The sequence below is a fragment of the Cycloclasticus pugetii PS-1 genome (assembly GCF_000384415.1).
GTDB lineage: Bacteria > Pseudomonadota > Gammaproteobacteria > Methylococcales > Cycloclasticaceae > Cycloclasticus > Cycloclasticus pugetii.
Genome location: NZ_ARVU01000001.1, coordinates 1,768,772 through 1,783,768, shown reverse-complemented (window position 1 = coordinate 1,783,768; position 14,997 = coordinate 1,768,772). Strand labels below are relative to the sequence as shown.

The following is a 14,997-nucleotide window of genomic DNA, read 5'->3' as shown; positions in this document are numbered from 1 at the left end:
AAACAGAAGATGTAACCTTCTATTTAATTCAACTTTAGATTTATAGGTAGCTAAGGTATTCTACCCACCTTATTAAATAGTGTGTCCGACGGTAAAAAAATGCAAGAAGAATATCAACCTTCTCTTATTGAAAAGAGTGTTCAAGAAAAATGGCAATTAACGGGTGCTTTTGAAGTAACCGAGGACACAACAAAGGAAAAATACTATTGTTTGTCTATGTTTCCGTATCCGAGTGGGCGGTTACATATGGGACATGTTCGTAATTACACCATTGGTGATGTAGTTAGCCGTTACCAGCGGATGAAAGGTAAAAATGTGATGCAACCGATGGGTTGGGATGCCTTTGGGTTGCCGGCGGAAAATGCAGCGATGAAACATGGAGTGCACCCTGGTGGCTGGACCTCAGATAATATTGATTATATGCGCACCCAACTTAAACAATTGGGTTTTGGTTATGATTGGAAGCGTGAAGTGGCCACTTGTAATGATGATTACTATCGTTGGGAACAGTGGTTCTTTACGCGCTTACTTGAAAAAGACTTGGTGTATAAAAAAACAGCACCGCTTAACTGGTGTCCAGATTGTAATACGGTGTTAGCAAATGAACAGGTGATTGATGGTTGCTGTTGGCGTTGTGATAACGAGGTTGAAAAACGCGAAATTTCACAATGGTTTATGCGAATTACAAACTATGCTGACGAATTATTGAGCTCGTTGAAAGAGTTGGAAGGCTGGCCTGAGCAGGTTCGCACTATGCAGCAAAACTGGATTGGTCGTTCAGAAGGTGTTGAGCTGTCGTTTGATATTGAAGGCAGTGATAGTACCTTACCTGTTTATACGACACGACCAGATACTTTAATGGGTGTTACCTATGTTGCGGTTGCGGCAGAGCACCCTCTGGCTCTCCAAGCGGCAGAAAATAATACCGATATTGCTGAATTTTTAGATCAATGTAAAACCATGGAAACATCGGAAGCTGCGATGGAGACAATGGAGAAAAAGGGCATTGATTCGGGGCTTAAGGCGATTCATCCATTAACGGGTGAGACGGTACCTATTTGGATCGCAAATTTTGTATTAATGCATTATGGAACCGGAGCAGTGATGTCAGTGCCTGCTCATGATCAGCGTGATTTCGAGTTTGCGAACAAGTATGGCTTAGCAATCAAGCAAGTTATAGCTACCGATAACCCTGATGATATTGATCTTACAAAGCAAGCGTATACGGGCAAAGGAACGTTACTTAATTCAGCGGAATTTGATGGTTTAGATTTTCAGCAGGCCTTCGATGCAATTGCTGAATCATTAAGTGCCAAGGGTAAGGGCAAAAAAACGGTTAACTTTCGTTTGCGTGATTGGGGTATTTCACGTCAACGTTATTGGGGAACACCTGTGCCGGTTATTTATTGTGATGACTGCGGTACTGTGCCAGTGCCCGATGAGCAGTTACCGGTTATTTTGCCTAAGGATGTGTCCTTGGAAGGGGTTGGGTCGCCCTTAGCAAGGCACGAAGAATTTATTAATACAAGCTGTCCAACGTGTGGTCAGCAAGCTAAAAGAGAAACCGATACGTTTGATACGTTCATGGAGTCTTCATGGTATTTTGCACGTTATTGTTGTGCAGATAATGATCAAGCGATGTTAGATGAACGAGCTAACTATTGGCTGCCGGTTGATCAATATATCGGTGGTATTGAACACGCTATTTTGCATCTCCTGTATTCGCGGTTTTATACAAAATTATTGCGTGACCTTGGCTTGGTGTCTTGCGATGAGCCGTTTAAGAACTTGTTAACGCAAGGGATGGTGCTTAAAGATGGCACGAAAATGTCAAAATCGAAAGGCAATACGGTTGATCCGCAAGGTTTAATTGAAAAGTACGGTGCCGATACGGTGCGCCTATTCACTATGTTTGCTGCGCCTCCAGAGCAATCATTAGAATGGTCTGACAGCGCAGTCGAAGGCTCATTTCGATTTATTCGTCGCTTATGGCGTCAAGTCAAAGAGCATGTCGATGGCGGCTTAATCAGCGGATATACAGTTGATCAATTAAGCAGTGAAGATAAGGCGCTTCGTCGACAGGTCCATGAAACCTTAAATAAGGTCAATGATGATTATGGTCGCCGTTTAACGTTCAATACAGCCATTGCGGCTAATATGGAATTGTTAAATTCAGTGTCTAAATTTAAAGCCGAAACGGATGCTTCTCGAGCCTTGTTACAAGAAGCGTTAGAAAGCATTGTGTTGATGTTGTCGCCGATTATTCCTCATGTTTGTGATCAGATGTGGCAAGCTTTGGGCCATCAAGATCCACTGATCGACGTAACGTGGCCAGAATTTGATGAGACGGCGTTGGTGTTGGAGGAAGTGCAAATGGTGGTGCAAGTAAATGGCAAATTAAGAGCTAAGCTGATGGTGGCGGCCGATGCATCTAAAGAAAGCATAGAAAAGTTAGCGTTATCAGAGGACAATGTTAATAAATTTATTGACGGAAAACCTGTTCGAAAGGTTATTATTGTGCCGAAGAGACTGGTTAATATTGTTATTTAGCGGACTAAAATATGATGAACACTCGAACACACTTTTTTGTGATACTGCGTTTAATGACAATACTTTGCCTGTTGTCAGTTTCATTAACGGCGTGCGGTTTTAAATTACGAGGAGCTTTCGAGCTACCTGCTGAACTTCAGAAAATTTATGTGGCTGGCCCTCAGCACACTGACTTAGTAAGAGATTTGAAAGAGCTGCTTGGGTACTCCGCAGAAGTGGTAAGCCAGCGTTCAGATGCCGATGCGATATTAACGATTAAAAAAGAAGAGTCAGAAAATAGAACTTTGAGTGTGGACTCAAGAGGTAAAGTTCGTGAGTCAGAAATGCAGTACTCCGTCATTTATAGTTTGGTGATGGCGAATGGTCAGGTGCTTTTAGATGACCAAGCGCTATTATTAGTGCGTGATTTCATCAACGATGAAAATGACATTATAGGTCGAACCAATGAGTCAGCGGTTATTGCGCGTGATTTAAAACGAGATGCGGCCCAACAAATTTTAAGGCATATACAAGCAGTAAAAGTAGACGCGGTGGTTCATTAACTCAATTAGCTGGCCTGTGTTGAGCCAGAGCCTATGCAGTTAGACGTTAATCAATTATCTTCTTCGCTGAATAAAAAACTAGCACCGGTGTATTTAGTGTCGGGTGCTGAGCCATTACAGCAAGGTGAGGCTGTTGACTTAATTCGTCAGCAGGCCAGAAACGCGGGGTTTGTGAACCGTCAGGTGTTGCATGTTGAGGGGCAGTTTGACTGGAACCAGCTTTATGCCGCTAGTTTGAACCAGTCATTATTTGCCGAAAAGAACCTAATTGAATTAAATTTACCAACGGCTAAACCGGGGCGAGAAGGATCACAAGCGATTGAAAAAATGCTAGATGATTTGTCTGCCGACAATCTACTGATTATTGTCGCTGGCAAGTTAGATGGTTCTGCAAAAAAGTCAAAATGGTTTAAATCGATAGATCAACATGGGGTAGTGGTGCAAGTGTGGCCTCTGGTTGATGATAAATTGTTGAGATGGTTGGACCATCGTCTGAAGCGAAAAGGCTTAAAGGCAAGCGCCCAAGGTGTTAAATTGCTAGCAGACAGTGTTGAGGGGAATTTGCTGGCTGCTGATCAAGAAATTGAAAAACTTCACACATTATTTGGCCCAGTAGAATTATCAATAGAAGATATCTCAAATACGGTGGCAGATAATGCACGGTATGATGTTTTCAAGCTGACCGATAGCTTGCTGTTGGGTGACGCGGCAAGAGCACTTCAAATATTAAAAGGCTTGTTAGGGGAAAAGCTGGCGGCACCTGTCGTTTTATGGGCTTTAATGCGCGAATTACGGATTCTTGCCAGCTTAAGCTTTGAAGAAAAAACAATGGGTCGACGTGACGCAACGTTTAAAAAGCACCGGATTTGGGACAGTAAAAAAAACACTTATATGAAGGCTCTATCTAGAGGAGGGCTTGGTCAGTGGCAAGCGATGATTCAGGCTTGCGCAAAGGCCGAACGGGTGACAAAAGGTGTTGAGACAGGGGATGAATGGCTGATGATTGAGCAAATTTGTTTAGCGTTTTGTGAGCCGAAACGTTTCAATAACCAACCGTAGTATAATTAATGTCAAAAATAATGATTTTTATAGGAAAAAAATGAGCGAACTAAAAGACTATATGTATAGCGTGGGTGAGCGGGCAAAACGTGCTGCCCGTGTTATTGCTAATGCAGATACTGGCGTTAAAAATCAAGCTCTGGCGTTTATAGCTGATGAAATAGAACATCAACAAAGTGTTATTTTACAGGCCAATGCGCTAGATGTAAAAGCTGGCCAGGACAGTGGCCTTGATGCTGCTTTATTAGATCGTTTAGCGTTGAATGAAGAACGTGTACAGGCCATCTCAGAAGGCTTAAGGCAGATAATCGCCTTACCTGATCCTGCGGGAGAAATCAGTCAAATTAACTCACGACCTTCGGGAATAAAAGTTGGTCAAATGCGTGTCCCGTTAGGTGTGATCGGTATTATTTATGAGTCACGTCCAAATGTAACTGCCGATGCGGCTGCGTTATGCCTGAAGTCAGGTAACGCAAGTATTTTACGTGGCGGCTCGGAAGCAAAACACTCAAATCAAGCCATTGCAGCTTGTATTACCAAAGGTTTAAATCAAGCAGGCTTACCAAACGAGGTGGTTCAAGTTGTTGAAACAACGGATCGTAATGCAGTTGGTGAGCTAATACGTATGGAAGATTTTGTGGATGTTATTATCCCACGAGGCGGTAAGGGCCTGATTGAACGGGTCACTAAAGAAGCACGGGTGCCAGTGATCAAGCATTTGCATGGAGTATGTCATGTCTATATTGACGATTTGGCGGATAAAGAAATGGCGAAATCGATTGCGTTCAATGCAAAAACACAGCGTTATGGTACCTGTAATACAATGGAAACTTTATTGCTGGCCGAAGGTATTGCAAAAGATATCTTGCCTGAATTAGCGAAACTCTACACTGATAAGGGAGTGGAGTTACGTGGCTGTGAAAGAACTTGTCAAATTATACCCAGTTGCGAGAAAGCTGTTGAGGCTGATTGGGACGAAGAGTACCTTGCCCCTATTTTGTCAATTCGGGTTGTTGATGATATGACAGCTGCTATGGATCATATTCATCAGCATGGGTCTGGGCATACCGAGTCAATTGTGACGGCCGATTATTCTAAGGCAATGCAATTTTTACGTGAGGTTGATTCGAGCTCTGTGATGGTCAATGCCTCGACACGGTTTGCGGATGGCTTTGAGTATGGTTTGGGTGGTGAAATAGGTATCAGCACCAACAAGCTGCACGCGCGTGGCCCTGTTGGGCTGATTGGTTTGACGACGCAAAAATATATTGTGTTAGGTGATGGGCATATTCGTCAGTAGTTTTGCTCCATTAATGGGCTTGTTGTTTGCTTGTTTTGAGATGCTGTGAGTGATGGCCAAATTTATTGGAATATATGGCGGGACGTTTGACCCCATTCATTTGGGGCATTTGACAGCGGCAAGCGCAGTGCAAAAAGAGATAGGCTTAGATGAGGTGAGAATGGTTTTATCAGCTAATCCACCGCATCGTATTGCGCCGGTGTTATCAGCGGAACAACGATTCTCTTTATTGAAGTTGGCAGTGAGAGAGTACCCCTCGCTAGTGGCGGATAGTTGCGAAATGGAGCGAAGTGGGCCGAGTTATATGGTAGATACGTTATCGGATTTTCGTCGAAAGTATCCAAATGACTCGCTGGTGTTGGTGTTAGGCATGGAGGCTTTTAATGGTTTGATGTCGTGGCATCGCTGGGAAGAGCTAATAAAATTGACGCATATCGTGGTGACCGATCGTGCTGGGTTTGATAACCAGTTTGAAGCAGCAGTAAAAAGTTATATTACCCCTTTTTTAACAAAGGATAAGTCGCAACTAAAGCAGCAAACACATGGTAAAATTTACTGTCAGTCAGTGAAGCCTCTCGATATTTCGGCAACACAGATTAGACAACGCATTAAAGATAAAAAAACTGTAAAAGAAATGCTGACGAGTCAGTGTTTAGATGTGATTAACAAAAACAGTTTTTATAGATAACTCAATAATTAGAAAATAAGGTATAGAAAATATGGCTCAGCAGTTATTAACAAAAGTCACCGAAGCGCTGGATGATAAAAAAGGTCAGCACATTGAAGTGATTGATGTGAGCGGTAAGTGCTCTTTTGCTGATCATATAGTGATTGTGACAGGCTCATCAAATAGACATGTAAAGTCTCTTGCAATGGAAGTATCGATGGTTTCTAAAAAGCACGGATTAATACCCCTCGGTGTTGAAGGAATGGATGCGGGTGAATGGGTGCTAATAGACTTGGGTGATACGATTGTTCATGTTATGCAGCCGAATATTCGTGAGTTCTACCAACTTGAAAAGCTTTGGACGGTCGAGACAGATACTTAAAGATTGATTTAAGTTCATTGTTTGTTCATTTAAGTGAGTTAAGATAAGGAACAAAACAAAGAAATGGCAATGATTTTAAATGCTCGATTTTATGAATCAATGATTTTTAACCATACGTATTAATAGGGAGATTTTGGATGAATAGTAAAACCTTAGTAACAGGCATTGCAGCTGGTTTAATGTTTACATTAGCCGGTTGTACGACAGTAAACCCATATACACAAGAACAACAAACCAGTAAAGCGGCGATGGGTGCAGGAGCGGGTGCTGTAACAGGCGCTATAATAGGCGCAATGAAAGGGGACCGAAAAACGGCATTGAAAGGTGCAGTCTTGGGTGCGGCAGCAGGCGGTGGTGTTGGTTACTATATGGATGTGCAAGAGGCGAAATTACGTCAACGTCTAAGTGGAACAGGGGTAAGCGTTAGCCGTGTTGGAAACAACCTTATATTGAATATGCCCGGCAATGTTACGTTTACAACTGGTAACTCAAGTATTAATGCAGGCTTCTATCAAGTGCTGGACTCAGTGGCGATTATTCTTAAAGAATATTCAGATACGACCATTACGGTCATTGGCCATACAGATAGTGTAGGTGATGAAGCGTATAACCAAGGTTTATCTGAACAGCGCGCACAAAGTGTAGCGAGCTACCTACGCTCACAAGGTGTGGTTGGCCAACGGTTTAATGTAATGGGCTATGGTGAGCAAAGTCCGATTGCAAGTAACTCTACAAAAGAAGGGCGAGCACAAAACAGGCGAGTGGAAATAACATTAACACCATTAAATGTTAGGTAGCACTGCGTTAGCTTACAGCGTATTTTAAGGAGCTTGTTACGATAAGGGCTCAAAAGAAAGTATAAAGGCGGCTCAGTTGAGCCGCCTTTTTCATAAATCATAGGTCGTATATGAAGCTGAAAATTTTAGCAGTAGGGCAAAAAATGCCCAGCTGGGTGAGTCATGGCTATCAGGAATACGCAAAGCGAATGCCTCGTGAATGCTCACTTGAAATGATTGAAATTCCCCCTGCAAAAAGGACTAAGCAAAGTAATGTGTCGAAAGTGGTGGAGCTGGAGGGGAAAAAGATTTTATCCATGATTAAAGATGTTGATTATGTCGTGGCCCTTGAGGTGAAAGGAAAGCAGTGGTCAACAGAAGAGCTTGCAAATAAGTTATCGGCTTGGCAAGGTGTTCAACCGTCAATAATTTTTATCATCGGTGGTGCAGACGGTCTTTCCGCCGAGTGCTTAAAAAGAGCCAATGAACAATGGTGCTTATCCGCCTTGACGTTTCCTCATCCTCTTGTGCGTGTTGTTCTTGCTGAACAATTATATAGAGGCTGGAGCCTGATGAATAACCATCCCTACCATAGAGAATGAAGCGATTAATATTAGCATCGGCATCACCAAGGCGGGCTGAATTGCTGCGTCAGTTGGGTGTTGAGTTTAATGTAAAACCTGTCGATATAGATGAAACTCCGTTAAAGGGTGAGTTGCCATATGATTATGTTCAGCGTTTGGCAATAGAGAAAGCCAAAGCAGCAAAGGTTTTTTATCCGGAACAAGAGGTGTTGGTGCTAGGGTCTGATACGACCGTTGTTATCGAGGGGGAGATTTTAGGTAAACCAGATAGCAAAGAACATGCCTTGGCAATGTTAAGGAAACTGTCAGGTAAGCGACACACAGTGTTAACATCGGTGGCCGTTATGGGGCAACAAAATGCGTATGTAGTTAGTGAAAGCACGGTGACATTTTCAACTCTCTCAGATCATCAGCTTGAATGGTATTGGTTAACAGGGGAGCCAAAAGATAAAGCCGGCGCCTATGCAATACAAGGTAAAGGCGCTGTTTTTATTACCGAATTGAATGGCAGTTTTTCAGGTGTTATGGGGCTTCCTATCTATGAAACAGCTCAGTTACTTAAACAACATGGACTTGATGTAAGCCAAGCTAAAACTGTTTAATTTTTTCAACTGGAATGATAGGGGCAAAACGTGATGCTATTGTTGAATGGCTCCATGACAGGCGCTTATAGAGGGTCGTTATTAGGCATAACACAAAAGCCTTAGTCAGCCTCAGGTTTATCGGCAACTTTTCCGTCCCATACCGGTAAAACTATTAATGTTTGTGCGGGACTAGTTTTTACATTTTTTATTTGCAAGTTGGTTATCTGTTTTTATCAGCAAATTGATAAATGCAGCGGTGTAATAAGCGTAAAATCAACGCAGTAAAAAAGGCTTTTCATAGTAAAGTGGTCAATACCCTAACTATATTCATCAATACTAAATAACCAATGGTTTAGAAAAAATGAGCGATGAAATTCTGATAAATATCACGCCGCCTGAGACACGGGTGGCGGTGCTTGAAAATGGTGTCTTGCAAGAACTGATTATTGAGCGCCAGCGTAAACGAGATGTTGTTGGGAATTTATATCGTGGTGAAATATGTCGTGTTATGCCAGGTATTCAAGCGGCTTTTGTGGAAATTGGTATCGGCCGGGCTGGTTTTTTACATGCATCTGACGTGTTGGTGGCGGGGGAAACTCCCTCGGAAGACAAAGGCATCGAGCATTTTTTGCAGCAAGGTCAAAAAGTTGTCGTACAAGTTTTGAAAGCCCCCATTGGTACAAAAGGCCCGCGTTTAACGATGAGTATTTCAATTCCATCTCGTTACCAAGTTTTTTTGCCTTATTCTGAAAAATTAGCGCTGTCCCAACAATTAGAAGACGAAGCCGAGCGAGAACGGTTGCTAGCGTGTATGGAGATTTTTAAAGAGCAAGGTTACTCAGGTGGTTATATCGCAAGAACTGCGTCAGAAGGGGTTAGTGAAGAGAGCATTCGCGCTGATATGCTGTTTCTTAACAAACTTTGGGAAGTGATCAGTCTTCAAGTAAAAGAAGTGCCTATTGGGCTTATTTATGAAGATTTACCTTTGGCTTTGAGGATATTACGGGATTGGTATCAAACATCAGTCACTAAAATTGTTATAGATTCGAAGAGTAACTTTGATCGAATGCTGGATTTTTCAATCAAGTTTATGCCGGAAGTAGAACACTTATTAGAATTGTATAAAGGCCATCGGCCCTTATTCGATATGTACAGCATTGAAAGTGACATAAAGGCAGCATTGGAAAGAAAAGTGCCGTTAAAGTCAGGTGGGCATTTGATACTTGACCAAACAGAAGCAATGACAACGGTTGATGTTAATACTGGCAGTTATTTAGGACGAGGTAATCAAGAGCAAACTATTTTTAAAACTAATATGGAAGCGGCTCAAGTTACTGCACACCAGTTACGGCTGAGAAACTTGGGTGGCATTATCATCATCGATTTCATTGATATGCATAACGAAGAGCATAAAGCGGCGGTGTTGAATGCCTTAGAAAAAGCAATGATTAAGGATCATGCAAAATATACAATTAGTAATGTTTCCGAGTTAGGTTTGGTCGAAATGACACGTAAGCGGACGCGGGAAAGTTTGGAGCAAGTGTTGTGTGAACCTTGTGCTACGTGTTCAGGCACGGGGATGGTGCGAACACCAGAAACGACGTGTTATGAGATTTTTCGTGAAATTATACGAGATGCTCGGCAATACGAAGCAAAGGAGCTATTGGTGTTGGCGTCAAATGAAGTTGTCGACATGATGCTCGATGAAGAATCAACAACATTGGCAGACTTAGAATCTTTTGTTGGTATACGCATTCGTTTTAGAGCAGAAAATGAATATACCCAAGAACAATATGATGTGGTGCTAGTATAAAACTAGAGTATTAATAGTGAGTAAAGTACGTTTATTTGGACATTCCTTATTATGGTTTTTTACCGTAAGTCTTGGTGTGCTTGCGGTATTGCTAATGACGGCACGATTTTTTTTAACAGAGGTGCCCGAGTACAAACATGATTTAGAAGTGTACTTGTCTGAAGAAATAGGTGCTGAGGTTGGTATTACCAGCTTGTCGGCGAGAATGTCTGGTTTCAATCCACAGTTAAGTCTAAGAGGTATAACAATAAATGGGCTAAACAAACAAACAAACGCACTCAAGGTGGGTGAAATTCGCTTATCGTTTAATCCACTTGATTTGGTGACGGGGGAAACCAAGCCAAATAAAATAACCATCGTTAATAGTCATATTAAAATACAGCGGCTTGCTGATGGGCGTTTTTCTCTCGTTGGTTTGACAACTGCAAAAAACACGGATGCTTCATCAGGTGACTTTTCTTGGTTATTAGAGGGTAGACGTTATGAAGTAATGGATAGTCAGATCATATGGCAAGACGATTTACGAGACTTGCCAGACATTACCCTTGAAAAGGCAAATATCATTTTTCAAAACAACGGGCCAGAACATGCACTCAAAGTGACTGCGGCATTGCCAACAGAAAAAGGGGGAACCTTTGTTTTAGCTATTAAAGTTAGAGGGGATGTTTTATCAACAACAAACTGGGATGCTAAAGGCTACTTTAAGGCAGAAGGGATTGATATAGCTGAATACCTGACGCGGTTAAAAGTAGAAACGTTGTCTATTGACCAAGGTGAAGGTGATGTTGAGCTTTGGAGTACGTGGAAAGCCGCTAAATTGTCAAAGGTTAAAGGCAATGCCTTGGTACGAAGAGCCAGCCTTAGGCAGGGCGATAATGAAATTAATGTGTCTGACTTTAGTAGTCATTTTGCTTGGGAAACCATTTTGAATGGTTGGACATTAAAAGCCCAAGATGTAGTGTTTAAAACACAGAACAGCATGCAGAAGGAAAGCCAATTTAATGTGCAATATCGCTCGGATAATGCGGATAATTATTCCTTTGATGTAACAGCAAATGGGCTTAATTTAAAGGCCATTACCAGTATTTTTCAGTCTGTTAGTGTGACAGACGATTCTGTCTTACCTATTCTTAAAGAGGTTAAACCAACGGGTTTATTAAATCATGCAAGTGTTTCTATTCAACGCCGAGACACACAGCTTAGCTGGGCTACTTGCGGCGAGCTGCAAGGCTTGACGAGCGAGGCGTATGAAGTATTTCCAAGTATTAATAATTTTTCTGGAACAGGCTGTGCAACGCAAGATAAAGGTTGGTTACAGCTTGATGTGGATAACGGCTCGATACACTTTACGCCGCTGTTTAGAGAACCGATAACGGTTGATCAGCTAAATGGTCAATTAACGTGGCATAAAGACGCGTATGGCTGGTCAATAAAGTCTGATCATATCACGATGAATTCACCGCATATTGCGACACAAACACGGGTGAACGTTACGTTACCTGATGGCGATGAAAAACCTTCGATCGACTTGCAAACAAATTTTGGTGCAGCGGATAGCCGCTATACAGCGCTTTATTTACCGGTTGGTATCATGGGCAAACAGGTTGTTAATTGGTTAGATGCAGCTTTTATAGAAGGTGGGGTTCAAGGAGGTGGTTTATTACTTAGCGGTCCATTATCAAGTTTCCCATATCGTCAAAATGAAGGTGTTTTTCAAGTGCTATTTAGCGCACAAAATCTCCGCTTACATTATGCAGATAAGTGGCCAGATGCGTTAGGCGTGTCAGCAGATATTGAATTTAAAAATGAAGGGATGAAGATTAATGGGCATGAAGGCTTAATAGCGGGTAATGAAATTGATCATGTTCTTGTTAATATCGCAGATTTTAAAACAGATAAATACTTACACCTAAGCGGTAAGGTTAAAAATGATATTCAAGGCTTATATACCTTTTTTAAGCAGTCACCGCTTAATGAACAGATGAGTGGCTTATTAGACTACAGCACTGTGTCTGGGTCCTCGGTTTTAGATTTAAACCTTGATATACCGCTTAGGAAAAACCTTAAAACAAAGGTGAAAGCGAAAGCGCAATTAAAAGATAATCGACTAACGGTTCCTGATGTTGGGCTGGTTATTAATGCTATTGAAGGTGAAATTGAATATGACGACCAAGGCATACGTGGGGACTCAATTACTGGGCATTTCTTAGATGAAAAACTTAGTCTAGCGATCAAGACGGAAAAAGATAGTACGGTCATTGAAGGTAATGGCCCGTTAACTATTTCGCGTCTTGCAAAACAGTACCCGTCAGACTTTTGGAGGCATATTAAGGGTACTGGTTTGGCCAAGGTAAAGGTTGAGTTACCGCATAAGGGATTAGCGACTGGAAGGTTATCGACGATCACATTAAGCAGTTCTCTCAAAGGGGTAGGGGTGGACTTACCCGCGCCGATAGGTAAGCAAAAAAATCAAGTAAAGCCCTTTAAGGCGATAGTGCAGCTGGGTCAGTCCTCATTACCAATTAAAGCCTGGTATGGAGACAGCCTTAAAACCTATATACGATTAACCAATAGTCAGGATAAAAAACTGGCCCTAGAAAAAGCAGATATTCATTTTGGTAAAGACGAGTCGAAACTACCGGTAAAGCAGGGAGTTCAGTTATCTGGGGAAATCGAAGTGTTAAATATTACACAGTGGCAGCAAGCTCTTGGTGTTGACACAAGTCGTATATCAGAGCCGCCCATGATCAACCAATTTAACCTCAATATTCGAACGCTAGAATGGCTAGATAGAGTCTTTGATAATGTGCTTGTTAGTGGCACGCATCAGCACTCAACTTGGTCGGGCGAGGTCAACAGCCCAACTGTTATAGGTCGATATAAAGTGCCGGACAAATTTGTTGATGGAAGCACAATAAGTCTAGAGTTAGATACCTTGAAACTACCCTCTAATGAGGGGCAGGTATATAGCGGCAAAATACCGCCAATGAGCCCTACTGATATCCCAAATCTAGATTTGAGTAGTAAAGAGTTTTTTATTGGGCGCTCAAAACTAGGAACGCTGACATTGCAGCTTCGTCAAAAAGATAATGGAGTCGTGATTGAAACATTATCTTTAAAATCAGATCGTGATGACTTTAAAGCGGGCGGCGCGTGGGAAGTTCTGGATGGGCAAAGTATAACGGGTTTAAAAGGAACGCTTAATAGTCAGTCATTAGGTTCTTTGTTAGCGGATATGCACATCACCAAGAAACTGAAAGATGCGCCTGTCGAGTTTTATTTTGATTTGAACTGGTTAGGCGAGCCGCAAGATTTCTCAAAAGATACGCTCAGCGGGTATGCAGAGATAAAATCAGGTCAAGGGCGTTTGTTAGATGTCGAGCCTGGCATTGGGCGGATTTTTGGTTTGTTGAGTCTAAATACACTGCAAAGGCGCTTGCAGCTCGACTTTAGTGATTTGGTACAAAAAGGCTTGAGTTTTGATAAAATAAAAGGGCGCTTTAACTTGCTAAAAGGCGAGGCATCTACAAAGCGTTTTTATTTAGAAAGCCCGTCGGCTCGCTTAGATTTTCAAGGGGATGTTAGTTTAGTTAACGAACAATTAGATCAGTTGATTACGGTGACACCAAAAACAACGGAAAGCTTACCTTTAGCCGGTGCTATCGCTGGTGGTCCTTTGGTCGGCGCAGCGGTATTTATCGCTCAAAAAATTGCTGGCAAAACAGTGAATAAATTGGCCGGCTATCAATATCGTGTTACCGGGCCATGGCGTGACCCGACGATAGAACAAATTAGTCAACCTGGGGGTAAAATATTTGGCATGATGGATAATGTGTTAACGCCTGTTTTTGATGCAACACTTGGCCAGTTACCTCTTTCAGGGCAGAAGGCTAATGAGCCGTAATGCCATGATGAAAAAAGAGTTAACGGTGGCGGCTGTTCAAATGACATCATCTGACCAACTTGCAGATAATTTAACAGCCGTTGAATATTGGGTGAACCAAGCGGTGTCTGAGGGAGCAAAACTGGTTGTGTTGCCGGAAAACTTTGCACTAATGGCCAAGCACTCGGGGCAACTTCTATCGATTGCTGAAACGTTAGGGGAGGGGGCAATCCAGAGTTTTTTAAGTGAACTCTCAAAAAAGACGGCGTGTTGGATAGTGGCGGGTTCTTTACCGATAAGCTCGCCGGTACAAGACAAAGTATATGCGACGTGTTTGGTCTATAACGCTAAGGGTGAGCGACAGGCGTATTATCATAAAATGCACCTATTTGATGTAGACATAGCGGATGGCAAGAAGCGTTATCGTGAATCAGAGACCTTTTTAGCAGGTGATTCCCCAGTGGTAGTTAATACGCCGTTTGGTAAGATGGGGTTGTCTATTTGTTATGATTTACGCTTTCCCGAACTTTACCGTGAACTGTTACGCCAAGGGGCGGAGTTTATGGTCGCACCGTCGGCTTTTACTGAACTCACAGGTCAAGCACATTGGTCATTATTATGTAGGGCTAGGGCCGTTGAGAATTCGTGTTATATGATTGCGGCTAACCAAGGTGGTCAGCATAATAATGGCCGTTCAACCTTCGGACATAGTATGATTGTCGGTCCTTGGGGTGATGTGCTATCGAGCTTAGACATCGACAATGGTATTGCCCTAGCGACATTCAAAAAATCAGAACTAAACAAGGTCAGAACAAGTCTACCAGCGATTCAGCATAGACGACTTTAATAACGAGACA

General features: G+C 42.3%; 12 protein-coding genes. All 12 read left to right on the top strand.

What is annotated here, in order from left to right; genetic code table 11:
• Positions 1-99 precede the first annotated feature (99 nt).
• The 12 genes from leuS (at position 100) to CYCPU_RS0108575 (ending at position 14,987) form a co-directional block, all read left to right on the top strand.
• A complete protein-coding gene (gene leuS / locus CYCPU_RS0108630; RefSeq protein WP_026362647.1) occupies positions 100-2,550 on the top strand; it encodes a leucine--tRNA ligase in 2,451 nt (816 codons plus the stop codon).
• Between the two features lie 11 nt (positions 2,551-2,561).
• Positions 2,562-3,092: an LPS-assembly lipoprotein LptE gene (locus CYCPU_RS0108625; RefSeq protein WP_015006467.1), complete on the top strand. Its 531-nt coding sequence runs from the start codon at positions 2,562-2,564 to the stop codon at positions 3,090-3,092.
• Between the two features lie 33 nt (positions 3,093-3,125).
• Positions 3,126-4,151 (top strand): DNA polymerase III subunit delta, encoded by a 1,026-nt coding sequence (holA, locus tag CYCPU_RS0108620; protein ID WP_020162509.1) that lies wholly within the window; start codon positions 3,126-3,128, stop codon positions 4,149-4,151.
• A 40-nt stretch (positions 4,152-4,191) separates the two neighbouring features.
• Positions 4,192-5,451 (top strand): glutamate-5-semialdehyde dehydrogenase, encoded by a 1,260-nt coding sequence (locus CYCPU_RS0108615; RefSeq protein ID WP_020162508.1) that lies wholly within the window; start codon positions 4,192-4,194, stop codon positions 5,449-5,451.
• A 52-nt stretch (positions 5,452-5,503) separates the two neighbouring features.
• Entirely contained in the window at positions 5,504-6,139 is a 636-nt protein-coding gene (nadD, locus tag CYCPU_RS0108610; protein ID WP_020162507.1) for a nicotinate-nucleotide adenylyltransferase, read from the top strand.
• Between the two features lie 31 nt (positions 6,140-6,170).
• Positions 6,171-6,500: a ribosome silencing factor gene (rsfS, locus tag CYCPU_RS0108605; RefSeq protein WP_015006463.1), complete on the top strand. Its 330-nt coding sequence runs from the start codon at positions 6,171-6,173 to the stop codon at positions 6,498-6,500.
• A 137-nt stretch (positions 6,501-6,637) separates the two neighbouring features.
• On the top strand, positions 6,638-7,297 hold the full coding sequence (locus CYCPU_RS0108600; protein WP_020162506.1) for a YiaD family glycine zipper/OmpA-like lipoprotein: 660 nt from the start codon (positions 6,638-6,640) through the stop codon (positions 7,295-7,297).
• A 110-nt stretch (positions 7,298-7,407) separates the two neighbouring features.
• Positions 7,408-7,878 (top strand): 23S rRNA (pseudouridine(1915)-N(3))-methyltransferase RlmH, encoded by a 471-nt coding sequence (gene rlmH / locus CYCPU_RS0108595; protein ID WP_020162505.1) that lies wholly within the window; start codon positions 7,408-7,410, stop codon positions 7,876-7,878.
• On the top strand, positions 7,875-8,462 hold the full coding sequence (locus tag CYCPU_RS0108590; protein ID WP_020162504.1) for a Maf family protein: 588 nt from the start codon (positions 7,875-7,877) through the stop codon (positions 8,460-8,462). The genes rlmH and CYCPU_RS0108590 overlap by 4 nt, the downstream gene beginning before the upstream one ends.
• A gap of 343 nt (positions 8,463-8,805) precedes the next feature.
• Complete coding sequence (gene rng / locus CYCPU_RS0108585) at positions 8,806-10,257, top strand: ribonuclease G (RefSeq protein ID WP_015006458.1); 1,452 nt, start codon at positions 8,806-8,808, stop codon at positions 10,255-10,257.
• 16 nt (positions 10,258-10,273) lie between these two features.
• Positions 10,274-14,161, top strand: a complete 3,888-nt coding sequence (locus CYCPU_RS0108580) for a YhdP family protein (protein WP_020162503.1) — start codon at positions 10,274-10,276, stop codon at positions 14,159-14,161.
• On the top strand, positions 14,151-14,987 hold the full coding sequence (locus tag CYCPU_RS0108575; RefSeq protein WP_020162502.1) for a carbon-nitrogen hydrolase family protein: 837 nt from the start codon (positions 14,151-14,153) through the stop codon (positions 14,985-14,987). The genes CYCPU_RS0108580 and CYCPU_RS0108575 overlap by 11 nt, the downstream gene beginning before the upstream one ends.
• Positions 14,988-14,997 lie beyond the last annotated feature (10 nt).